Origin of the sequence: Luteibacter sp. W1I16 (genome assembly GCF_050434905.1) — a bacterium.
Classification (GTDB): domain Bacteria; phylum Pseudomonadota; class Gammaproteobacteria; order Xanthomonadales; family Rhodanobacteraceae; genus Luteibacter.
Map to the genome: position 1 here is coordinate 3,768,971 of NZ_JBNDJJ010000001.1, position 22,953 is coordinate 3,791,923.

Annotated in this window: 20 protein-coding genes and 1 riboswitch; of the genes, 10 read left to right on the forward strand and 10 right to left on the reverse strand. The window is 65.8% G+C overall.

Annotated features, from left to right (window positions below; all coding sequences use genetic code 11):
- The first annotated feature begins 46 nt into the window (after nt 1-46).
- Nucleotides 47-1,219: a CaiB/BaiF CoA transferase family protein gene (locus QFZ41_RS16570; protein WP_429199743.1), complete on the forward strand. Its 1,173-nt coding sequence runs from the start codon at nt 47-49 to the stop codon at nt 1,217-1,219.
- A 15-nt stretch (nt 1,220-1,234) separates the two neighbouring features.
- Here the strand turns inward: QFZ41_RS16570 and QFZ41_RS16575 are convergent, their stop codons facing one another.
- The gene (locus tag QFZ41_RS16575; RefSeq protein ID WP_429199744.1) at nt 1,235-2,332 is read right to left on the reverse strand and encodes a glycosyltransferase family 9 protein; all 1,098 of its coding nucleotides are present in this window, start codon (nt 2,330-2,332) and stop codon (nt 1,235-1,237) included.
- Nucleotides 2,333-2,569: 237 nt separating this feature from the next.
- On the opposite strand from QFZ41_RS16575, the gene QFZ41_RS16580 reads away from it, so the two are divergent.
- Together QFZ41_RS16580 and QFZ41_RS16585 are read left to right on the forward strand one after the other, a co-directional pair.
- Entirely contained in the window at nt 2,570-3,184 is a 615-nt protein-coding gene (locus tag QFZ41_RS16580) for an ABC transporter ATP-binding protein (RefSeq protein ID WP_429199745.1), read from the forward strand.
- Nucleotides 3,181-3,975 (forward strand): ABC transporter permease, encoded by a 795-nt coding sequence (locus QFZ41_RS16585; RefSeq protein ID WP_429199746.1) that lies wholly within the window; start codon nt 3,181-3,183, stop codon nt 3,973-3,975. Before QFZ41_RS16580 ends, QFZ41_RS16585 begins: the two co-directional genes overlap by 4 nt.
- A 6-nt stretch (nt 3,976-3,981) precedes the next feature.
- Here QFZ41_RS16585 and QFZ41_RS16590 read toward each other — a convergent pair whose 3' ends face one another.
- Nucleotides 3,982-4,710 carry an aspartate/glutamate racemase family protein gene (locus QFZ41_RS16590; RefSeq protein WP_429199747.1) on the reverse strand — a complete coding sequence of 243 codons (729 nt, stop codon included), beginning with the start codon at nt 4,708-4,710 and terminating at the stop codon, nt 3,982-3,984.
- A 118-nt stretch (nt 4,711-4,828) separates the two neighbouring features.
- Here QFZ41_RS16590 and QFZ41_RS16595 point away from each other — a divergent pair, with 118 nt between their 5' ends.
- The 3 genes from QFZ41_RS16595 to QFZ41_RS16605 are packed head-to-tail and all read left to right on the forward strand — an operon-like array spanning nt 4,829 to nt 6,973.
- Nucleotides 4,829-6,022, forward strand: coding sequence for an MFS transporter (locus tag QFZ41_RS16595; RefSeq protein WP_429199748.1), 1,194 nt, complete (start codon nt 4,829-4,831; stop codon nt 6,020-6,022).
- Nucleotides 6,023-6,077: 55 nt separating this feature from the next.
- Complete coding sequence (locus QFZ41_RS16600) at nt 6,078-6,443, forward strand: ArsR/SmtB family transcription factor (protein WP_429199749.1); 366 nt, start codon at nt 6,078-6,080, stop codon at nt 6,441-6,443.
- Nucleotides 6,440-6,973, forward strand: coding sequence for an SRPBCC family protein (locus QFZ41_RS16605; protein ID WP_429199750.1), 534 nt, complete (start codon nt 6,440-6,442; stop codon nt 6,971-6,973). Before QFZ41_RS16600 ends, QFZ41_RS16605 begins: the two co-directional genes overlap by 4 nt.
- Before the next feature lie 13 nt (nt 6,974-6,986).
- Here the strand turns inward: QFZ41_RS16605 and QFZ41_RS16610 are convergent, their stop codons facing one another.
- Entirely contained in the window at nt 6,987-7,691 is a 705-nt protein-coding gene (locus QFZ41_RS16610) for a hypothetical protein (protein ID WP_429199751.1), read from the reverse strand.
- Nucleotides 7,692-7,888: 197 nt separating this feature from the next.
- Here QFZ41_RS16610 and QFZ41_RS16615 point away from each other — a divergent pair, with 197 nt between their 5' ends.
- Entirely contained in the window at nt 7,889-8,293 is a 405-nt protein-coding gene (locus QFZ41_RS16615) for an HIT family protein (protein WP_429200282.1), read from the forward strand.
- A 20-nt stretch (nt 8,294-8,313) separates the two neighbouring features.
- Here the strand turns inward: QFZ41_RS16615 and QFZ41_RS16620 are convergent, their stop codons facing one another.
- Nucleotides 8,314-9,219 (reverse strand): LysR family transcriptional regulator, encoded by a 906-nt coding sequence (locus QFZ41_RS16620; RefSeq protein ID WP_429199752.1) that lies wholly within the window; start codon nt 9,217-9,219, stop codon nt 8,314-8,316.
- 139 nt (nt 9,220-9,358) lie between these two features.
- On the opposite strand from QFZ41_RS16620, the gene QFZ41_RS16625 reads away from it, so the two are divergent.
- A complete protein-coding gene (locus QFZ41_RS16625; protein WP_429199753.1) occupies nt 9,359-9,895 on the forward strand; it encodes an ester cyclase in 537 nt (178 codons plus the stop codon).
- A gap of 1 nt (nt 9,896) precedes the next feature.
- Here QFZ41_RS16625 and QFZ41_RS16630 read toward each other — a convergent pair whose 3' ends face one another.
- Together QFZ41_RS16630 and QFZ41_RS16635 are read right to left on the reverse strand one after the other, a co-directional pair.
- Complete coding sequence (locus QFZ41_RS16630; protein WP_371023156.1) at nt 9,897-10,610, reverse strand: pirin family protein; 714 nt, start codon at nt 10,608-10,610, stop codon at nt 9,897-9,899.
- 40 nt (nt 10,611-10,650) lie between these two features.
- Nucleotides 10,651-12,348, reverse strand: a complete 1,698-nt coding sequence (locus tag QFZ41_RS16635) for an FAD-dependent oxidoreductase (protein ID WP_429199754.1) — start codon at nt 12,346-12,348, stop codon at nt 10,651-10,653.
- A 193-nt stretch (nt 12,349-12,541) separates the two neighbouring features.
- On the opposite strand from QFZ41_RS16635, the gene QFZ41_RS16640 reads away from it, so the two are divergent.
- Nucleotides 12,542-12,958, forward strand: coding sequence for a heavy metal-responsive transcriptional regulator (locus QFZ41_RS16640; protein ID WP_306850553.1), 417 nt, complete (start codon nt 12,542-12,544; stop codon nt 12,956-12,958).
- Nucleotides 12,955-15,279: a heavy metal translocating P-type ATPase gene (locus QFZ41_RS16645; protein ID WP_429199755.1), complete on the forward strand. Its 2,325-nt coding sequence runs from the start codon at nt 12,955-12,957 to the stop codon at nt 15,277-15,279. Before QFZ41_RS16640 ends, QFZ41_RS16645 begins: the two co-directional genes overlap by 4 nt.
- 214 nt (nt 15,280-15,493) lie before the next feature.
- Here the strand turns inward: QFZ41_RS16645 and QFZ41_RS16650 are convergent, their stop codons facing one another.
- The 4 genes from QFZ41_RS16650 to gcvP form a co-directional block, all read right to left on the reverse strand.
- Nucleotides 15,494-17,896 carry a GH92 family glycosyl hydrolase gene (locus QFZ41_RS16650; RefSeq protein WP_429199756.1) on the reverse strand — a complete coding sequence of 801 codons (2,403 nt, stop codon included), beginning with the start codon at nt 17,894-17,896 and terminating at the stop codon, nt 15,494-15,496.
- A gap of 91 nt (nt 17,897-17,987) precedes the next feature.
- Nucleotides 17,988-18,866, reverse strand: coding sequence for a bestrophin family protein (locus tag QFZ41_RS16655; protein WP_429199757.1), 879 nt, complete (start codon nt 18,864-18,866; stop codon nt 17,988-17,990).
- Nucleotides 18,863-19,528, reverse strand: a complete 666-nt coding sequence (locus QFZ41_RS16660; RefSeq protein ID WP_371023151.1) for a carbonic anhydrase — start codon at nt 19,526-19,528, stop codon at nt 18,863-18,865. Before QFZ41_RS16660 ends, QFZ41_RS16655 begins: the two co-directional genes overlap by 4 nt.
- Nucleotides 19,529-19,615: 87 nt before the next feature.
- Nucleotides 19,616-22,486: an aminomethyl-transferring glycine dehydrogenase gene (gene gcvP, locus QFZ41_RS16665; protein WP_429199758.1), complete on the reverse strand. Its 2,871-nt coding sequence runs from the start codon at nt 22,484-22,486 to the stop codon at nt 19,616-19,618.
- Between the two features lie 42 nt (nt 22,487-22,528).
- Nucleotides 22,529-22,622: riboswitch (glycine riboswitch) on the reverse strand.
- Nucleotides 22,623-22,953 lie beyond the last annotated feature (331 nt).

Below are 22,953 nucleotides of genomic sequence, written 5' to 3' on the forward strand. Positions count from 1 at the left end.
GTTTCGGGCATCCCGCCTGCTGCAAAGTGATTCGCGGAAACGGGACATGGCAACTGTGGATACCGAGGCAAGCATGGAAACGTCGACATCGTCCCCCCGCCGAGCATCCGGCCCCCTCGCCGGCGTGAAGGTACTGGACCTGAGCGCCTATATCGCTGGCCCCTACGGTTGCACGCTGCTCGCCGACCAGGGCGCGGACGTCATCAAGATAGAGCCGCCTGGCGGTGACAACCTGCGCCAGTATCCGTCGACGCTGGCCGCCGAGAGCCGGGCCTTCCTCGGCGTGAACCGCAGCAAGCGCGGCATCGTGCTCGACCTGAAGAACCCGTCCGACCATGCCGCATTGTTGCGCCTCGTGCGCGAGGCGGACGTGCTCGTGCACAACTTCAGGCCGGGCGTGCCGAAACGGCTGGCCATCGACCACGACCGGCTCAACCTGATCAATTCTCGGCTGATCTATTGCGCGGTCACCGGCTACGGCGAATCCGGGCCGATGAAGGACAAGGCGGGCTACGACCAGGTCTTGCAGACGATGACCGGCATGTGCACCTTGCAGGGCAAGCGCAACGGTCCGCCGGAAGTGATCTACGGCTCGGTGGTGGACTATTACGCGGCCGCCTTGCTGGCAGCGGGCGTGTCGTCGGCGCTGTATGAACGCGAGCGCAGCGGCCTCGGCCAGTATGTCGGCATCTCGCTGCTGCGCAGCGCGCTCACCATGCAGTCCGCGCGCATGATATGGGCGGAAGGGGAATCGTTGGACATCGGCCGCGACATGCGTTCCGGTGGCGTCACCGGCATCCATCCCACGCGTGATGGCTATATCTACATTTCAGCCAACACCCCGCATTTCTGGAAGGCTTTGTGCGAGCGCACCGGCTTGCAGGCCTTGCATGACGACGAGCGCTACGACACCGTGCGCAAGCGGGCCGAATACCACAACGAGATCGTGCCGCGGCTGCATGACGCGCTCGCCGCGCATGGCGCGCTCGAATGGGAGGCGATCTTCGGCGACGCCGTGCCATGCGCCGCCGCGCGTCGCATCGAGGACATGTTCGATCATCCGCAGGTCGCCGCCGAAGGCCTCGTCGCCACGTTCGAACATCCCGTGGTGGGCCAGTATCGTGGCGTGAACCATCCCATCCGTTTCGGCCGTACGCCGGCGCCGGAACCTTTCGCCGCGCCGACGCTGAACCAGCACGAAGACCTGCTAGAGCGGTGAATCGCCCGGCTTTGGCTATAGGGCGCCACTCTGACGCAAGTGGGTGGCGACTCGTGCCGCCGCGGCTAGCGGACAGCCTTCATCACTGCGGAAGCCCATGTTTCGTCCGCCGAATGGCGCATAGCGGTCGGGATCGGTGGCGCCGAAGATGCCGATCGTGGTGGCCCGGGTCGCGGCCGCCAGATGCATCACGCCGCAATCGGCACTCACATAAACGTCGGCGGCATCGATGAACGCGGCGAGCTTGCGTGGATCGCTGGTGAAATAGGTCGGATACGCGTTGCCGGCGCGCGACTGGCCATCGGCTGCGACGAGTTCGACGATGCGAAATGGCCCGGCGCGGCGGAGGAGCTCGTCGACGAAGGTTTGCCACCACGTGGCATCGAGGCGCTTGCGGCCCGTGGCGTTCGGGAAGATCGCCAGGGTGGGAGCGTTGTTGGCGGGTGAGCCTTGCAGGACGCGTTCCAGCGTGACGGTGCCACGTTCGCGTTCGGCCGTGGTCAGGCGCAAGTCGAGCGAGGGTATCGGGTCGAGCCTCGGCTCGCCCAGCGCATGCCGAAGCGCATGCACCGGCCGCGCCGCGAAATGCGTGGGAACGTCGCCTCCGCCTCCCTTGACGCGCAGTTGATATCGCGCCTTGGCCATGCCGGCGGCGATACGTCCGGACGACGACCCCGAAGCCGCGTCGATGACGAGGTCGTAGCGCTTGGCGGCGAGCCGGCGCAACGTTCGCACGGTGGCCCATGGGCGCCGCAATGCGCGGCGGTCCAGCAGGAACAGTTCGCCGATCGTGGCGAAGCCGCCGAGCACGCTAGGAGTCGCATCGCCGGAACCGAGCACGTCGACTTCGGCGCCCGGGAAGTGGTGCTCGATCTCGCCCATCAGCGACGTGAGCAGCACCGTGTTGCCCAGGCGGTGATTCGGGCGGCAGACCAGGATGCGCTGGATACCGATGCGCGGCAGTTGCCCATGGCCTACGAGGTTATCCCGTGCCGGCAAGAGGTGCCGGAGCAGCCATGCCACGGCGTTGCGCCGGAACGCATGGACCTTCCCGTGCAGCGGAGCGCGCGCCGCGACCGGTTCTACTCGCTTGGCTGAAACGACCGTCGACATGAGGGGTCTCGTGCATGCCCTGTGATCCGGGCGTTCCCGCTACGATGCCAAAGCCAGCTTAGATGCAGCTGTCCGTTTCATGACGATGTGCTTACAGCCTGCGTTTCCGTCCAAAGCATGAACTAAGGCGCCGGTAACACCATGGCAACATTGGCGCGACGGCTTGGCGAAAGCGGTTGTCGCGCAGCATGACGTGCCTCGGGCGCGACACCTCCATTCGCAGGAACATGACGCATCGTGACGCCTCAGCCGCAATTACTTTCTGTCGAGGAACTGAACGGATTCGGCGTCGGTCCGCTGTCCATCGCCCTCGCCGCTGGGGAACGGCTGGCGATCATGGGCGCATCCGGTGCGGGAAAGTCGCTTCTGCTGCGTTTGCTCGCCGATCTCGATCCGGGCGAAGGCAAGGTTCTTCTCGCGGGTGAGGCACGCGACACGTTCGCGGCAACGGAGTGGCGCCGCCGCGTGATGTTGGTTCCCGCACAGGCGGGCTGGTGGGCGACGGCGGTCGAAGACCATTTCGAGGCTTCGATGATGGATACGGCGGAGGCGATGGCGGCGCGCCTCCTTCTCCCCCCGGACATCATGAAACGCGAGGTCCGCGTGCTGTCCACGGGAGAACGCCAACGCCTTGCCCTGATAAGGGCATGGGCGAGACGTCCCGAGGTGCTCCTGCTCGACGAGCCGACCAGCGGGCTCGATCCCGTGGCGACCGCGGCCGTGGAGGCCTTGCTGGTCGAGTGCAGCGGGGAGGGCATCGGCATCGTCATGGTGACGCACGACGCGATGCAGGCCCGGCGTATGGCCGACCGTACGTTCACCATGGACAAGGGAAGGCTCAGCGCGGCATGAATGTCATTTCCTTGCATCCCTACGACCTCGCGATGGCGTCGACGCTGATCCTGCTCGACGCGGTGCTGTCGCTGGTTTTCCGCCTTCGCCTGCATCGCGGGTTGCTGCTGGCGGCGTTGCGCATGGTGGTACAGCTGGTGGCGGTTGGCTTCGTGCTCCGCTATGTGTTCGCCGTGGGCGAAGCATGGCTGACCCTGCTGGTGATCCTCGCGATGGTGCTGGTGGCCGCGCGCGAAGCGGCGGCGCGGTCCGTGCATCGTCTTCGGCGCGGTGGCTTTCTCATCAGCCTCGCCAGCGTCGCCACGCCGGCCTTGCTGACGTGCCTGTTCGCCTTGCTGACCGCCATTCGTCCGCATCCGTTGCTTTCACCGCAGTACGCGATCCCTTTGGCCGGCATCATCCTCGGCAACGTGCTCAACTCGGCGAGCATCGCCTTCAGCGGCGTGCTCGATGGCGTCGGCGTGCAGGCATCGGCGATCGAGGCGCGGCTGATGCTCGGCGACACCTACCGCGCCGCCACGGCCGAGCTGGGCCGGGACGCCATCCGCCGCAGCATGATTCCCATCGTCAACCAGATGAGCGCCGCCGGTGTCGTGACGCTGCCTGGCATCATGACCGGCCAGATCCTCGCCGGGCTCGATCCGATGGAGGCGGTGAAATACCAGATCCTGCTGATGTTCCTGCTCGCCGGCGGCAGCTGTCTCGCCTCGATGTTGGCGGTATACCTCGCGGCGGCGCGGCTGACCGATGACCGGGGCCGCCTCCGGCTCGACCGGCTCGCGGCGCGTTGACGGCGGTCAGCCGAGCGCGTGGCGCGCCGCGGCTCGCGCATGGATGGCGGCGGTGTCGAACAATGGCACGCTGGCATCGTCGCCCTCCACCAGCAGGGCGACCTCGGTGCAACCGAGGATGATCGCCTCGACGCCGTCGTCCACCAGCCGAGACATCACCTGCCGGTAACGTTCGCGGGATTCCTCGCGAATGATGCCCTGGCACAGTTCGTCGTAGATGATCCGATGCACGTCATCGCGTCCGGTGTCGTCCGGCACGGCCACGTCGAACCCCCGGGCGGACAGGCGGTCGCGGTAGAACGCTTGCTCCATGGTGAAGCGCGTGCCGAGAAGGCCCACGCGCCGGACCGCATGATCGGCAAGCGCGTCGGCGGTGGCGTCCGCGATGTGTAGCAAGGGTAATGGCGTGGCACGTTCGATCGCGTCGGCCACCCGGTGCATGGTGTTCGTGCACAGCACGAGGAAGTCCGCGCCGCCGGCTTCCAGCGAACGCGCCGCCGTCGCCATGGCTTCGCCGGCACCGTTCCAGTCACCGGCGTGCTGGAGGCGTTCGATCTCATGGAAGTCCACGCTGTAGAGCAGGAGCCGCGCCGAGTGCAGGCCGCCGAGCTCGTCCCGGATCGTTTCGTTGATGATCCGGTAGTAGGGCAGGGTGGATTCCCAACTCATGCCGCCGATGAGGCCGATCGTCTTCAAGTCGTCGCTCCGCGCATGCCGTGGACATCGGTCCAGCATAGACGATGGCTGGTGCGGCGCGTGCAGGGAGGGATCAATTGCACAATCGCGTGTGACCTTCCTGTCGGACACTGCGATCATGTGTTCCGCGTAAACCCCCATCGTCAGGAATCCCCCCATGCCACCATCCACCGCCGAGCCGGCAAGTCTTCCGCGCGCCACCTTGTATGCGATGGCGCTGGCGGCGGGACTGGCGGTCGCCAATATCTATTACAACCAGCCGATGCTCGGCATCATGTCGAGGGATCTGCACGACGGCGCGGTGGAGCGGTGGATCCCGATGCTGACCCAACTGGGTTACGCCGCGGGCCTTCTGTTCCTGCTGCCGCTGGGCGATGCGCTCGAACGGCGCCGGCTCATCGCCGCGCAGTTCATCGTGCTATCGCTTGCGCTGGTGCTTGCCGCCGTGGCGCCGGGGCTGGCCATGCTGGCGGTAGCTTCGGTGATCGTCGGCGCGGCGGCGACGGTGGCGCAGCAGATCGTGCCCTTCGCCACGATCCTTTCCGCGCCGGCAAAACGCGGTGCGGCGGTCGGCACCGTGATGAGCGGCCTGCTCACCGGCATCTTGCTGAGCCGTACGGTCGCCGGCTTCGTCTCCAGCGTTGCTGGATGGCGGGCGATGTTCTGGCTGGCCGTTCCCGTGGCCTTGATCGGCGCGGTGTTGATGGCGATGCGCCTGCCCGAGCATCGGCCCGCGCGCCGTGTGCCCTATCGCGAATTGCTGGGCTCCCTGGTGGGCCTGTGGCGCGCCGAACCGCTGCTGCGCCGCGCGGCGCTCACCCAGGCCGTGATCTTCGCATCGTTCTCGGCGTTCTGGACCGTCCTGGCGCTGCGTCTTGAACAACCACCCTTGCATCTGGGCGCGGCGACCGCCGGGCTTTTCGGCGTCGTCGGCGCGGTGGGTGTCGCGATGGCGCCGGTCGCGGGTCGCATCGCCGACCGTCGCGGCCCCTGGCTGGTCATCGCGATGGGCGCGGCGGCGACCGTGGTCGCCTGGGCCGTCTTCGCGTTGTGGACGAGTCTCGCCGGACTCATCGTCGGCGTGATCCTGCTCGACTTCGGCGTGCAGATCGCCCTGGTCTCGCACCAGCACCTCATCTACGGCCTGCACCCGGAGTTCAAGAGTCGCCTCAATACGCTTTTCATGACGACGATGTTCCTCGGTGGTGCGGCGGGCTCCTTCGTCGCCGCGGAGGCGTGGCGGCGGGCAGGCTGGTTGGGCGTGTGCGTGCTCGGTGGTGGCCTCGCCGTCGTCGCGCTCGTTTCGCGGATGCTGCACCGGCCGGCACCGCACCCCGTGCACGACGCCTGAAAATAATTCAACCAAATGGTTGACTAACGAGGAGTGCACGCGTACATTCAACCTCATGGTTGAATTAAACGCCCCGCACCTGGACCCGATCTTCCACGCCCTCGGCGACCGCACCCGGCGACACATGCTGCGTGAACTCGCCGATGGCGAGCGTACGGTGGGCCAGCTTGCCGAACCGTTCGAGATGTCGCTCGCGGCCGCCTCCAAGCACATCAAGGTGCTGGAAAACGCAGGCCTGATCCGCCGCCAGGTGCGCGGGCGTGTCCATATCTGCCGACTCGATCCTGACCCCCTGGCCAGCGTGAGCGAGTGGCTGGCCTTCTACGAGCGCTTCTGGACCGACCGTCTGGGTGTGCTCGACCGGCTCCTGCGCGAAGCCGACGCACGCGAGTCCCCGTCCTCCAAAGGAGACAAGTCATGACCGACCTGGCCACCCCCGATACCTATGGCACGCTGATCGAGCCCACCACGTTGAAGATCCAACGCGTCCTGCCAGGACCGATAGAGAGGGTCTGGGCTTACCTGACCGAGGGCGACCTGCGTCGCCAGTGGCTGGCGAGCGGCGACATGGAAATGAAGGTGGGATCGACCTTCGAGTTCGTCTGGCGCAATGACGAACTGACAAACCCGCCAGGGCAGCGGCCGCCTGGATTTTCCGATGAGCACCGCATGGAAGGTTCCATCACGGAGATCGATCCGCCACGCAAGCTCGGTATCACGTGGGGAGGCACCGGCGGCGTCACCTTCGAACTGGAACGCAAAGGCGATCATGTGTTGCTGACCTTGATCCACAGCCGCGTGCTCGACCGCACGATGCGACTGAACGTCAGCGCGGGCTGGCATATGCACCTCGACGTGCTGGCGGCGCGCATGGAAGGAACGCAGACCGGGCCGTTCTGGGATGGGTGGTTGCGGTTGAAGGAAGAGTATGACGGGAGGCTTCCTGCCTGAGAACGCGCGTCGGTCAGGATTTTCCATCGATCGTCTTCGTGACTTTGCCATTCGCGTCGAGGAACTGGATGGAAGTTTCTCCGCTCTCCTTGACGGTCATTTTCAGGCGGGGAAACCCCTGGCCGTCACTTAATTGAAGCATCGCGTCACCGTTTTCACGGCCCACGAATAACCGGCTGGGGGTAGGATCGGCTTGTGTGAGCCGCTTGCCCTCAGCTTGCTTCGCCGGTCCGTCAGGCATGGCCTGGTAGTGCGTCCATCCCTCGATGTCCAACGGTCGAGCCGACCGGTCGACGACCTTGAGGCCGCTATAGTGATCTTTAGCATCGTCCACGTTGACCAGCTGTACGACCTGATCCTGGTGATAACGGTCGAAGGTCAAGCTACCGGAGTTGCTTGAACTGCCGTCCTTACCCATCTTTCCGCCGTAAATGAGGCCGCCGATTTCGCTGCCTTCGTCATCGAAGAACAGCGTACCGGCGGTATCGCGCGGATGCCTGTAAGTCTTGCCACCGATGATCAGGTCGGGGAACCGGGCCTTGTTGCTGATGACGGTGCGAAGGGTACCGTCCGGTTCGACAATCCTGATCTGCTGTACGGTCAATACGGGAGGTTCCGCCGGTTGGCTTTTTGCATGGGCTACCGCGAGTGAGATACCAATGGCGGTCGTCATGACGACGGAATAGGCGAGCAACAGGTTCTGAGCGTTGGGGCGCATGACATTCCTCCGGGACCATCAGGTGCGGCAAGGATACCCACCGACCGGGGGCGGCACCTAAATGGTTGATCCATTGATTCAGTTCCTTGACGGGTAGCAGGAGCACGCCACAGAATCCGGAACACGCCCAACTTGGGATTGTCGGCCGCAGGCCTATGAAAAATGCCCCTCCCGGATATGAGTGTCCGTTCTGCCGTATTGCAGAGACGCTTCCATCGTCAGTTCCAGAAGCAGCAGTCGTCCTGGTGGATACCAACGTTTTCGCTCTCGTTCCCACTCATCATTACGCTGGGATAAAAGGCAACTGCCTGGTGGTGCCTCGGAGCCATTACGAGAACGTGTTCGACATCCCGGACAATCTCGGCAGCGACTTCTTTCGAGCCACGCGTCACCTGGCGCACGCCATGCGGGATACCTTCCGGTGTGAAGGGATCTCCACTCGCCAGCACAACGGACCGGCCGGCGACCAGGATGTGTGGCATTTTCATCTTCATGTCTTCCCTCGCTACTCGAATGACGGGCTGCGCGTGGGGCAGAAAGTGCCTTACACCACCGAGGAGCGCATGGAGCTGGCGGCCAGCCTGAGGGCTGCTTTGGGCTAGCGTCTGCTCGCCTGAGGACTTTACGGTCCTGCGTTCGCCGGAGTTTGGAACGCACTCACCATCGCTTCCAGGAAAACCCGGGCCTTCCTCGTCATGTTCGCGCGATCGGGGAAGAGCGCGACGATGGGCAGGTCGCCACCGTTCCAATCGGGTAGCACGTGTTCCAGCCGCCCCGCCGCGAGGTCGTGGCCGACATCGATGGTCGACTTCAACATGATGCCTAGCCCGGCGACGCACCAGTCGTGCAAGGCATCTCCGTTGTCGACGCGCATGCGTGCAGGTGCCGGAATCGATTCTATCGTGCCGTCGCGGCCGTGCAGACGCCAGGGCGCGACGGAATCGCCGTAACGCAGCAGGTCGTGGTTACGCAGGTCAGAAGGGACCGATGGACGGCCGCGACGATCCAGGTAGGCCGGTGAGGCGACGAGGATGCGCGAATTGTCGGCGATCTTGCGCATGGCGGCGCTGCTGTCGACGAGTCCGCCACCGATGCGGATGGCCACGTCCATCGCGCCGCCCACGACATCCACCACCTTGTCATCGAGGGACAGCGAAATGGCGAGTTGCGGATAGCGTCGCGTGAGTTCCCCCAGGATGGGCGCCACATGCCTGCGTCCGAACGACACCGGAGCCGATACCCGTAATGTCCCGACCGGTTCGTCGCGACCGGTCGCCAACAGTTCTTCGCCCTGGCGGATCGCTTCCAAGACGCGATCGATCTCGACCATCAGGCGCGCACCTTCTTCCGTCGGAGAGAGACGGCGCGTCGTCCGGTTGACGAGCCGCACGCCCGTGCGCCGCTCCAGCGTGGCGAGCCGCTTGCTCACCACGGCGAGGCTCACGCCCATGGCGTTCGCGGCGGCTGTCAGCGAGCCTGATGCCAGCACCTGCTGCAACGTTCGAAGTTCGTTGAGATCGTCGAGCATCTTGCCTCGCAGTTGAGACTGACTCAGGTGGCCGCGTCATTACATGTCTTTCAGGAAATGATTATGTTGTTGGCGTGCGCCCGGCGGCAAGGCCCTGGGCGCTAACCCGCTCCCCTCAGATCTGACCGAAGGACTATTCATGCGCACCGTTCTTGCCATGGCCCTGGCGCTTGCGGCCCCGTCTTGTTTCGCCGCCCAGGTGGACGACCGCATGGCGGTCGTCATCGCGAAGCCCCAGGAGCTGATCGTCGACAAGAGCCTTTCATCCACGTCCGTGGACGCCTTGCTGGCTCCCGTGGAGGCGTTCTACGGGTTCTGGAACAACGGCAGCGCGCAGCTACTTTCCAGGGCGCTATCGCCGTCATTCGTCGACCACACGTTGCCACCCGGCAGGCCGCAGGGACCGACCGGGCCGATGATCGCCTCGAAGGCTTTCCTCGCCGCGGTTCCCGACTTGAAGGTGGCCGTGGTACAGCGCCTGGTGGTCGGCGACAGGGTGGTCAGCCATCTTCGCTTTACCGGCCACTTCAGCGGTGAATTCATGGGCCGGAAGGGCGAAGGGCAGCCGATCGACTTCATCGCCACCGACATCCTGCGTGTCAGTGGCGGTCGAGTCACCGACAACTGGCATCTCGAAGACAACCTCGCCTTCATGCGCCAGATCGGCTCGATGTGAACTAGCGAGGTGGCTGCAACTCGCCCATGTCGAACAGCAGCACCTCGCCGTCCACGCCGTCGGAGAACACGACGCGTTCCTCGCCGGTGATCTTCGCCGCGTCGCCCGCGGATAGCGGATGGCCATTCACATGCACGCTGCCACGGACCACGTGGACGTACACCAGGCGCTCGAAATCGATCGTGTGATGCGCGGTTTCATCGGGGCCGAACAGTCCCGCGTAGATCCGGACATCCTGGTGAACCGTCACCGATCCGTGCTCGCCGGACTGGCTCGCCACCAGGCGCAACTTGCCGCGCTTTTCCGCATCGGGAAAGAATTTCTGCTCGTAGCCGGGCGCCAGGTTCAACTGGTTGGGGATGATCCATATCTGCAGGAAATGCGTCTCGGTGACCGCGTTGTTTTCCTCCGAATGCGTCACGCCATGGCCGGCGCTCATACGCTGTACTTCGCCAGGACGGATCACGACGGCGTTGCCCATCGAGTCCTTGTGAGCCAGTTCCCCTTCGAGCACGTAGCTGATGATTTCCATGTCGCGATGGGAGTGCGTGCCGAAGCCGGCTCCGGCGGCGACACGATCCTCGTTGATGACGCGCAGCGGACCGAAGTGGACATGGTCTTCGTCGCGGTAGTCGGCGAACGAGAAGCTGTGATGCGAATCGAGCCAGCCGTGGTTGGCGTGGCCGCGTTCGGAAGCGTGGCGGATGACGAACATGGGTATCTCCAGGAAGAATGCATTCGATGCGGCCGATGGCTCAGGCCATGGCGGTGGGGGAGGCGGGCACGGCGGCGGACAGGGAGTCGTGACGAATCGAAGCGAGGTACTCGTGCACGGCCTGGATCACGGCCGATCCCTCTCCGACGCCGGATGCGACGCGTTTCACCGACCCTGAGCGGACGTCGCCCACGGCGAATATGCCGGGGCGGCTGGTGGCATAAGGCGAGGTCGCGGGCACGCCGGCGCAAGCCCGGCCGGTTTCCACGAAGCCCTTCGCATCGATGCCCACGCAATCGCCGAGCCAGTCGGTGTTTGGATCGGCTCCGATCATCACGAACACGTTGCCCACGGGATGCACGACGACCTCGCCGGTGCCACGGTGACGGCACGCCACCGTTTCGAGATGATCGTCGCCGTCGAGGCGGACGATCTCGCTGTGTACGTGCAGGGTGATCCGGGCGGAATGCGCGATCCGTTCGATGAGGTAGTTGGACATCGTCGCCGCCAGGCCGTCCGCGCGAACGAGCAGATGGACCATCGACGCGGTGCGCGAGAGGAAGACGGCCGCTTGGCCCGCCGAATTGCCGCCACCGACGACGATCACTTCCTGCCCCTGGCAGAGCTTCCCCTCCATCGGCGTCGCGGCGTAGTGCACGCCACTGCCTTCGAAGCGCTCGTAGTTCACGGCGGAAAGCTTGCGGTAGCGTGCCCCCGTGGCCACGACGATCGCATGTGTACGTACCTCTTCGCCGTCCTCCAGTTCCAGGCGAAACGGGTGCTCGTCGCATTCGAGGGAACGGACGAAACGCGAGATGGCGAGCCGCGCCCCGAATTTCTGGGCCTGGATGTGGGCGCGTCCAGCCAGGGCCTGGCCCGAGATGCCGGTCGGGAAGCCCAGGTAGTTCTCGATGCGCGACGATGTGCCGGCCTGGCCACCCGGGGCCAGGCCCTCGATGACGATGGTGTTCAGGCCTTCGGAGGCTGCGTAGACGGCGGCGGCTAGCCCCGACGGGCCGGCGCCAACCACCACAACGTCATAGACCAGCGAGCCATCGAACGCTTCGGTCAGGCCGAGACGATCGGCGAGTTCGGCGGTAGAGGGCCGGCTGAGAGCAGTCTGGTCGGGAAAGATCACCACCGGCAGTCGCTCGGCGGTCATGCCCATGCCTTCCAGGACCTGGTCTTCGGCGCCGGCCTCGGTGGTATCGACGAGACGGTGCGGGTAGCCGTTGCGGGTGAGGAAGCGCTGCAGGGCGAGCGTGGCGGCTTCGTGCGCACCGCCCACGATAAGGACGCCGCCGGTACCGTTCTGGATCAACCCGACACGGCGCAGGATCAACGCGCGCATGACGATTTCGGCGATGTCCGGCTCGGCGGCGAGCATGCGCTTCAGGGCATCGCGCTCGATCTTGATGACGCGCGTCCCGGCACCGGCGCGCGCGTAGACCAGGACTTCCCGTTGGTTCAGGAGGTCCAGCTCACCGGTGAATTGCCCATGGGTATGGGTCGCGAAGACGACGGGCTGGCCGGAGGCGTCGAGATCGAACACTTCGACGGTACCCGCCACGATCACGAAGAAGCACACCGCGCGTTCGCCGCGGGCGTAGAGAAGCGTATCCGCCTGGAAATCCTGCTCGACGCCGTAGTGGCGCGCCGTGTCGACCATGGACTCGTCGAGGCGTGGGAAGATCTGCGCCGTCCGCGCATAGGGATCGTTTGGATCGATGGTGTTCACGTCCGCACCCGGAAGGACAGCGATGGTCGGTCTCACTGTAGTGTCGGTGCGGGGTGGCTGATTGAAGAAATCGCACCCTGCCAAGAGCCTCGCCCGACGATAGAGGTCGCTGGCGCCACGACGGTCCTGGTTAATCCGGCGACGCTCGGCCCCCTTGACTCTAGACTTAGATCAAGGGTCTAGACTTAACCCCATGAACACTCAAACCGCCCTAACCATCGGCCGCATCGCGCAAAGCGCGGGCGTCGCCATCGACACCATCCGGTTCTACGAGCGGGAAGGGCTCCTGCCCGAACCCCGGCGCAGGCCCTCGGGATACCGCGAGTACGACCAGAGCGCCGTCTCGCGGCTACGCTTCATCCGCCGGGCCAAGGACCTGGGTTTCACCCTGGAGGAAATCCGCGAATTGCTGGCCCTGTCGGCCGACCGGCACGGCGGCGTGGAAGGGGTGCGCGAACGCGCCGCGGCGCGCTTGCAGGCGATCGACGAGCGCATCGCGGAACTGCAGCGCGTGCGCGATGGCCTGGCCGAGCTGGTGGAAGCCTGTCCGGGGCATGGCGCGCCGGAGGATTGCCCGATCCTCAAGGCGCTGGCGGAGCCGAACGCATGAGCCGCGCCTGCTGCGGACACGACGCCGGCGTGAAGGCCGACGCGGTGAAGGACCCGGTGTGCGGCATGACGGTGGACCCGGCGACCACGCCGCACCACGCCACGCATGAAGGCCACGATTACCACTTCTGCGGTGCGCGGTGCCGCGAGCGGTTCATTGCCGAGCCGGGCAAGTACCTTGGCCCGAAGGAGCCCGAACCGGCGACGCCACCGGGCACCATCTACACCTGCCCGATGCATCCGGAGATACGCCAGGTCGGCCCGGGTTCCTGCCCGAAGTGCGGCATGGCGTTGGAGCCGGCGATGCCGACGCTGGACGAGGACGACGGTGAGGTCCGTTCTCTCGGCCGCCGCCTGGCGTTGCTGGTGGCCTTGACGGTTCCCGTGTTCCTCGTCGCGATGGGGCCGCACCTCTTCGGCACGATGTGGCCCGAGCCCTGGTCGTCGCTGGCGCGCTGGGGCGAAGCCTTGCTGGCGACCGTGGTGGTGTTGTGGGGCGGCGCGCCGTTCTTCGCTCGCGGTTGGCGTTCGCTCATGCCGTGGTCGCCGAACATGTACACGTTGATCGCGCTGGGTACGGGCGTGGCGTGGTTCTACAGCGCGGCCGCTTTCCTCTTTCCGTCGCTGTTCCCACCCGCCATGCGCAATGCGCATGGCATGGTCGACGTGTACTTTGAATCGGCCGCGGTGATCGTCACGCTGGTGACACTGGGCGATTTCCTGGAACTTCGCGCACGCCGCCAGACCGGCGAGGCCTTGCGTGGCTTGCTCGGCCTGGTGCCGAAAACCGCGCGCCGGGTGGCCGACGATGGCCGCGAGGAAGACGTACCGCTGGATAGCCTGCGTGTCGGCGACCACGTGCGGGTGCGGCCGGGCGAAAAGGTTCCAGCGGACGGCAGCGTGGTGGATGGAGAGAGCCATGTCGACGAATCCATGCTCACCGGTGAAGCGATGCCGGTGGCGAAACGCGTGCACGACAAGGTCACCGCCGGCACGCAGAACCAGCACGGTGCATTGACGATCCGGGTCGATCACGTCGGCGCGGACACGGTGCTTTCGCGCATCGTCGCGATGGTGGCCGAAGCGCAGCGTTCTCGCGCACCCTTGCAGCGCGTCGCCGACAAGGTCGCGGCGTGGTTCGTGCCCACGGTGGTGATCGTGGCGATACTCGCCTTCGCCGCCTGGTGGGCCGTGGGTCCGCAGCCTTCGCTGGCGCATGCGCTGGTGGCGGCGGTATCGGTGCTGATCATCGCGTGTCCCTGCGCCCTGGGGCTGGCGACGCCGATGTCGATCATGGTGGCCAGTGGCCGCGGAGCCCAGGCGGGCGTGCTGTTCCGTGACGCCGCGGCGATCGAGACCTTGCGCGAGATCGACACGCTGGTGTTCGACAAGACCGGCACGCTGACGGAAGGCAAGCCGGTATTGACCGAACTGCGCAGCTTCGGTCCCGATCGCGCGGAAGCACTGGCGCTTGCGGCGGCGCTGGAACGTCCCAGCGAGCACCCGCTGGCGGCCGCGATCGTCGCCGCCGCCGAAGGCGAAGGATTGGAGATACCCGCGGTTTCCGGATTCCAGGTGGCCGTGGGGCGCGGCGTGTGTGGACGTGTGAACGGCCACGATGTCGCGATCGGCAATGCGCGCTTGATGGAAGACGAACGCGTGGATGCCAGTGCCGCGCACGAAGCGGCCGCGAAGGCCCGTGCAAAAGGCGCCACGGTGATGTTCCTCGCCATTGATGGCCGCCTGGCCGCGTTGCTATCGCTTGCCGACGCGGTCAAGCCGTCGACGAAACCCGCGCTGGACGCCTTGCACGCGGCGGGCGTGCGGCTGGTGATGCTGACCGGCGACAACGAAATCACAGCGAAAGCCGTCGCCTCGTCATTGCCGATCGACGAGGTGCATGCGGGTGCGTCGCCGGAGGACAAGGCCCATCTCGTTTCCGCGCTCAAGACGAAGGGCTCGAAGGTGGCGATGGCGGGCGACGGCGTGAACGACGCACCCGCGCTGGCCGCCGCGGACATCGGCATCGGCATGGGCAACGGCAGCGACATCGCGATCCAGAGCGCGTCGGTGACCTTACTCAAAGGCGATCTCGCCGGTATCGCGAGGGCGAGGGCCTTGTCGGAAGCCACTGTGAAGAACATCCGGCAGAACCTGTTCTTCGCGTTCATCTACAACGCCGTGGGCGTGCCGGTGGCGGCGGGCGTGTTGTATCCGCTGCTGGGGGTGACGTTGTCGCCGATGATCGCGGCGCTGGCGATGAGCTTGAGTTCGGTGTCGGTGGTAGGTAATGCGTTGCGCCTGCGGCGGGGCGAGCTCTGACTGAAGAGCCCGCACCTCGACTTGAGATGCGGGTTCTGTGTGGGAGCTGCTTCGGTTGCAGGAGCTGCAGTTGTGGGAAGCCTCGGTTGTGGGAGCTCCGCGGTTGTGGGAGCCGCTTCAGCGGCGATCCCGCGGCAGCGGGCCAGCTTGCCGCAAGCACCCATCGCCGCTGAAGCGGCTCCCACAAAAAGAAGCGGCTCCTGCAAACAGCCGGTCAGTGCTTGTCGAACGAGGGCGGGGCATCCTCGGGCTTCGTCGCCCATGAGGTATTCGGCTTGTCCGACAGGTCGAATGCCAGCTTGCCGCCCTTCAGCGCGAACGACTCCGGCAGCCATGCACGGGTGGACGATTTGCCGTTCACTTTGAGCGCGGCGACATACGGCTTGCCCATGCCCGCGTTCGGTGCTTCGATCGTCACGTCGCCGTTCTCGCGATGCACGACGGCACGGGTGAACAGTGGGCTGCCGACCACCATTTCCGCACGGCCCGGGATCGAAGGGTAAACACCGAGCGCGGCGAAGACGTACCAGGAAGACATTTCGCCAAGATCGTCGTTGCCGGGAATACCGTTGGGCGCGTTGAGCCAGATCGTGTCGAGCACGCGGCGGACCAGTTCCTGCGTCTTCCACGGCTGCCCGGCGTAGTTGTAGAGCCAGGGCGTGCCGATGGACGGCTCGTTGTCCAACTCGGCGTGCAATGGCCCCGACTTGGTCACGGCGAAACTGCCGTCGGGCTGGTAGAAGAAGGCGTCAAGCCGCTTGCGCGCCTTGTCCCGGCCACCCATGGCGTCGAACAGGCCACCGACATTGAAGGGCACCATCCACACGTATTGCGCGGCGCTGCCTTCGACGAAGCCGTCTTCCGTGGATGGCGTGAACGCGTGAGGGGCTTCCTTGTCGTCGTCCTTCACCAGCGCCCAACTGCCGTCGGCGTTGCGGTTGCGGATGTAGCCGCCTTCCGGTGTCGCCTTCGGGTCGAACAGGTTGCGCCAGTACTGCGCGCGTTCGAGGAAGCGGGTGGCGGTGGCGGTGTCGCCGAGGCGCCCGGCGAGCGTGCTGATGCCGAATTCGGCGGTGACGGTTTCCAGCGTATCGGCGGCAGGCCCCCAGGCGGGTGCGCCGACCGGGATGTAGTGCAGCTTCAACCAGGCATCGAGCCCGGGGCGTTGACCCACGCACTCGACTTCGCAGCCGTCGTGCGAGGTATCGAGAGCGGTCGGGTTGTCAGCGGCGTGTACCAGTGAAGCGAGTGCGCCCTTGACGTCGAAGTCGCGTGCGCCGAAGGCATACATGCCCGCGATCGCCGCGGCGGACGGATCGCCGTTCATCACATGCGTGCCGCCGTTGTTGTGCGTCCAGCGATCCCACACACCATTGTTCTGTTGCGCCTGGTTGTAGAGGCTCTGCGCGATGTCGCTGGCGGTCTTCGGCTCAAGCCAGGCCACCAACGGCAACTGCGAACGATAGACATCCCAGCCGGAGAAGTTGACGTACTGCGCCTTCTGACTTCCCGCGACGCGGTGCACGGCGTTGTCGAAGCCTCGGTACTCGCCGTTCACGTCGCTGAAGACGTTGGGATGCATCAGCGCGTGATACAGCGCGGTGTAGAACACCGTGCGCTGGTCGGGCGTGCCGCCTTCGATGTCGATATGGGAGAGCCGCGCGTTCCAGGCGTCGACGGCCTTGTCGCGCAGGGCTTCGAACGTCATGCCCTTCGGGTTCTCGGCGTCGAGGTTGGCCCGCGCATTGGCGAGGCTGACGTACGAGATGCCGACGCGCACGTTCACCGCGCCGGTTCCATGGGCGAAGCCGACCCACGCTCCGGAGCCCTTGCCGGTTGCGGGGAATCCTTTCTCACCGTAGCCGGTACCGCCTTCCGCGCGCGTGCCGCCTTTGCGCACGCTCGTGTCTTGCCACGTGCCTGTCGATGCGAACGGCTGGTCGAACTCGGCGACGAAGTAGAGCGTGTAGTAGCTGCGCCGGTCGGCCTCGTTGATGTAGCCGCAGAAGTTGCCGCTGGTCACTTCCCCCGAGATGCGCCTCGCGGCCTTGTCGACATTGACGGCCGCTTTCTCGGAGCCGGCCTCGGAATCGGAGACGCGTACGAGCACGTTCGCCGGTTGGCCAGCGGGGAAGGCGAAGCGCGCCGCGCCCGAATGTAGCGCGGCGGTCAGGTCCACGGCGACGCCATTGTCTAGCGTCACGTGATAGTGGCCTGCCTTCGCCGTTTCGTTCGCGTGCGAGAATTTCGATGCATACGCATGGCGGAAGTCCGTCGATGGCGACACGGTGATCTCGTCCGTCACCGGCATGATCGGCACGTCGCCGGAACCACCCGCGCAACCCCAGCCTTCGACATTGGTGAGGCTGAAACCACGGATGGCATCGGCGCGATATTCGTAGCCGCCGGGTGCCGCGATGGGCGCCTTCTTTCCCGGCAGGGGCGAGGCTTCCGGACTGAACTGCAGCATGCCGAACGGAACCACCGCACCCGGGAAGACATTCCCTCCGTTCGTGGTGCCGATCAGCGGGTTCACCAGGGCGGCTGGGCCGGAAGCGGCGCCGGCCCATGTGGGGACAAGGGCGGCGGCGAGGATGATCGGACGAAAGGCGCGCAAGGGTGGACCTCCGTGGAGCCCGGGATTTATCTCGATTGAAATCGCTCGGCGGCATGGTTGTCCCGTGCCAACGGTCATGCTTCGAGGCGATTTACCAGAGGATGCCGTCGACCGGTTTCACCGGCTCCAGGCCATGCGCTTCGCCAAGCGAATCGCGCAGGTCGATCTCGATGCCCCGGGTGAGGGTGGTCAGCGGCACGTCATCTTCGAGGTTCTCGAAGGGGTTCTGCATGTCGTTGCCGATCTGCAGCAAGGCCAGGAACAGGAAACCGGCCACGGTGGAACCGAGTGGCGTATACAGGCCCAGCGTCTCGACCAGTCCCAGAGGAAGGAGCAGGCAGAACCCGTGCGTGAAGATGGCCGGATACGTGGCGTACTGCTGCGGCAGTGGCGTGTTCTTGATCCGTTCCATGCCGCCTTGCGCATTGGAAATATCGGACAAGGTGCGTGCGATGGTCGCGAGCAGGATGGGCTCGGGACGCGCTTCGCCGATCAATGTCGCCGTGCGCGCGTGGATGGCGTTCGGCACGTTGGCGACACCGCGCAACGAGGCGATTTCCCCGGCCGGAAGGCGTGCGCCCAGCTCGTCCCATGGGGCTTGCCGGCGCAAGTGCAGGCGCAGCGCGTGCACATAGGCGATCTGCCGGTGCACCACGGTCTCGGCGGCCGTCCGGTCGGCAAGCAACGTGACCGCCTCGCGGCCCAGTGTCCGCGAGGCATTGACCATCGCACCCCAGAGCGTCCGCGCCTCCCACCAGCGTGCATAGGCGGTGGTGTTGCGGAAGCTGAGGTAGACCGCCACGGCGGAGCCGAGGAGGGTGAGGGGCAGGGCGGGGAATTCCGCCGTCCAGCGAGGGTGCATGAAATACCACAGGGCGGTGACCGCGATATCCCAGGCCAGCAGCCAGATGAGCGGCCGTCCGACGTAACGCAGGATGTGCCCGAGATGGGCCCGCCCCGGGAGGATCACGCGCCGTGCTCTCGCTTGATCGCTTCGGACAGGGGGAGGAAGCGGTTGGCCGCCTCGTCGAGTATCGAGATGGTGCCGTCGCCGATGTCGTAGACCCAGCCTTGCAGTGTGATCGCATCGTTGGCCATGGCCGCGGCCACCGCCGGGTGCGTGCGCACATGCGTGAGCTGAAGGCGCACGTTTTCCTCGATCAGCGCCAGCATGGCGTCGGCGCCTTCGAGCTTGCGCGCGAAGACGGCGCTCTTGGCCGCCTGCGCATTGCGCAGCCATGCCTCGACCGTGGGCAGGTCCTTCGTGGATTCCGGGTTGAGCAGGCCCTTCATGGCGCCGCAATCGGTGTGGCCGCAGATGACGATATGGCGCACGCCGAGCACCATCACGGCGAATTCGACCACGGCGGACACGCCACCGAGCATCTCGCCGTAACCGGGCACGATGTTGCCGATGTTGCGGCAGACGAAGAGTTCGCCCGGCTGGGTCTGGGTGATCATCTCCGGCACCACACGGGAGTCGGCGCAGGTGATGAACAGGGTATGCGGGCTCTGGCCTTCGGCCAGCTCGTCGAACAGGTGCTGCCTTTCGGGGAAGACCTTGTGGCTGAAGTCCTCGACACCCCTCAGCAGGCCTAGCAGGCTATCGTCGCGCGGAGTTTCCTGGGTCATGTAGTCACCTTGGAAGATCGCGCCGCCCGAACCGGGCGGCGCCAGGAGCGCAGTTTAGGGCAAAGCCGGCTCCCCAAGGAGGCGTTTTTACGCCTCCACATCTTCCTTGTACGCATCGATCGGGATGCAGGCGCACATCACGTTCTTGTCACCATAGACGTTGTCCACGCGGGACACCGGCGGCCAGTACTTCGACAGCTTCAGCGACGGCAGCGGGAAGGCCGCAAGTTCGCGCGGATAGGCGTGGGTCCACTCGCTGCCCGTGACCATGGTGGCCGTGTGCGGGGCGTTGCGCAGCGGGTTGTCCTCGCGGTCCAGGCGGCCGTCCTCCACCGCGCGGATCTCGTCGCGGATCTGGATCATGGCGTCGATGAAGCGGTCGAGCTCGTGCTGGGACTCGCTTTCAGTCGGCTCCACCATCAAGGTGCCGGCCACCGGGAAGCTCAGGGTCGGGGCATGGAAGCCGAAGTCGATCAGGCGCTTGGCGACGTCTTCCGCGCCGACGCCGGTGGCGTCCTTGAGCGGACGCAGGTCGAGGATGCACTCGTGCGCCACCAGGCCGTTGCGGCCCGTGTACAGCGTCTTGAAGTGCGGCGCGAGGCGCTTGGCGATGTAGTTGGCGTTGAGCAGGGCCACCTGGGTCGCCTTGCGCAGGCCTTCCGTGCCCATCAGCGTGATGTACATCCAGGAGATCGGCAGGATCGACGCGGAGCCGAAGGTCGCCGCGCTGACCATGCCGACATCACCCTCGCCGCCGAAGGCGCGCGGAAGGAACGGGGCGAGATGCGACTTGACCGCGCACGGGCCGACGCCCGGGCCGCCACCGCCATGAGGAATGCAGAAGGTCTTGTGCAGGTTGAGGTGCGAGACGTCCGAACCCCACTTGCCCGGCTTGGCCACGCCGACCAGGGCGTTCATGTTGGCGCCGTCGGTGTAGACCTGGCCACCATGTTTGTGCACGGCTTCGCAGATGGCGACCACGTCTTCCTCGAACACGCCGTGCGTGGAGGGGTAGGTGATCATGATCGCGGCGAGGCGGTCGGCGTACTTCTCGGCCTTCTCGCGGATGTCGTCGACGTCGACATTGCCGTTCGCATCGCAGCGGGTGACCACGACGGTCATGCCGCACATCTGGGCCGACGCCGGGTTGGTACCGTGCGCCGATTCCGGGATGAGGCAGATGTCACGGTGGCCTTCGCCGCGCGAGCGGTGGTAGGCGCGGATGGCGAGCAGGCCGGCGTACTCGCCCTGCGCGCCGGAGTTCGGTTGCAGGCTGACGGCATCGTAGCCGGTGCATTCCACCAGCATCGCTTCCAGTTCGTCGATCAGCTGCTTGTAGCCCTGCGCCTGCTCGGCCGGGGCCAGCGGGTGGATGTTCGCGAACTCGGGCCACGTCACCGGGATCATCTCGGCGGTGGCGTTGAGTTTCATGGTGCACGAACCCAGCGGGATCATCGTGCGGTCCAGGGCCAGGTCCTTGTCGGCCAGCCCACGCAGGTAGCGCAGCAGTTCGTGCTCGCTGTGATGCGTGTTGAATACGGGGTGCTGGAGGAAGTCGACGTCCCGCAGCAGGGCCTTCGGCAGGGCGTCGGGGACTTCGGCGTCGAGCGCGTCGATGTCGCCGACGCTGGCGCCGAAGACACCAGCGAGCGCGACGACATCGGCACGCGTGGTGGTCTCGTCGAGGCTGATGCCGACGCTCGTGGCGTCGATGGCGCGCAGGTTGATGCCCGCGGCTGCGGCCTTCGCGTGGATCGCCTTGGCGTCCACGCCGGTGATGTGCAGCGTGTCGAAGAAGTCGTCACCGACGGCGACACCGGCCTTGCGCAGTGCCACCGCGAGGATCGCCGCGAGGCGGTGCGTGCGGCGCGCGATGCGAACCAGGCCTTCCGGACCGTGGTACACGGCATACATGCTCGCCATCACGGCGAGCAGCACCTGCGCGGTGCAGATGTTCGACGTGGCCTTTTCGCGGCGGATGTGCTGCTCGCGCGTCTGCAAGGTGAGGCGGTAGGCGGGCTTGCCTTCGGTATCCACGGAGACGCCGATGAGGCGGCCCGGCATCGAGCGCTTATAGGCATCGCGGCAGGCGAGGTAGGCCGCGTGCGGGCCGCCGAAGCCATAGGGCACGCCGAAGCGCTGCGTGTTGCCGACCACGATGTCCGCGCCCCAGCTACCCGGCGCGGCGATCAGGGTCAGCGCGAGCAGGTCGGTGGCGACACAGACGACACCGCCGCGCGCGTGCGTCGCATCGGCAAGGGCCTTGTAGTCGTTGATGCGGCCGAAGGTGTTCGGGTACTGCAGCAGCACACCGAAGCTGTCCACCGTGGCGCCTTCGCTGTCGTCACCCACGTGCAGCTCGATGCCGATGCCGTCGGCACGGGTGCGCAGCACTTCGAGCGTCTGCGGATGCACGTCCCTGGAGACGAAGAACACGTTCGACTTCGATTTGGCCGAGCGCTTGGCCAGCGCCATGGCCTCCGCCGCGGCGGTGCCCTCGTCGAGCAGCGACGCATTGGAGATGTCCATGCCGGTGAGGTCGGCGACCATCGTCTGGAAGTTGATCAGCGCTTCCATGCGGCCCTGCGAGATTTCCGCCTGGTAGGGCGTGTATGCCGTGTACCACGCTGGGTTCTCCAGCACGTTGCGCAGGATCACGTTCGGCGTGAGCGTGCCGTAGTAGCCCTGGCCGATGAAGCTGCGGAAGACGGTGTTGCGGTCGGCGATCGCGCGGATCTTCGCCAGCGCCTCTTCCTCGGTGACCGCGGCGGGCAGGGCGAGCGGGGCGGGCGATTTGATCGAGCCGGGGACGATGGCGTCGGTCAGCGCGTCGAGCGTGTCGTGACCGACCACGCGCAGCATCTCGGCGATCTCGGTGTCGTTGGGGCCGATGTGGCGCTCGATGAAGGCGCCGTGGTTCTCGAGGTCGCGCAGCGAAGGAGAGGTTTTATGGCTCATGGGCTTGGAGGCATCCGAAATAACGCGCCGTGCCGGCACGTGGGGCGCCCCTCTGTCCTTTTGCCTGAGAGTTTGGAGGCGGGAGCCTCTTGCACCTTCGGCGCCGGATCGAACCGGTCTCTCCAGAGTGATGACCGCGCGGTGGTTTTGGGGCCTGAGCGATTACGGGCGTTGCGCCTTCGGCAGCGGGTCCTTCCGCTTCTCCCACCGTGCATTACCCGTCCGATTATACAGAGCGGAGAGGCTGGGGAGAGGGCGCACTGGAGGATCGAAGCAGGTGGAAGCGGGCTCAGGCCTGGGGAGGGTGTGGGCGCGACTGGAAGCCTGCGTGGGCGTCGGCGGCGATTCGCATGTAGGTCTGTCCCGGGATGATGTCATCCTGATGCCATCTTCGCCGATTTGTATTGAACGGTGCGCAAATGCCGGCAATTCCGGATTGAAACCATCCGCCGGCGTGAGAACACTCT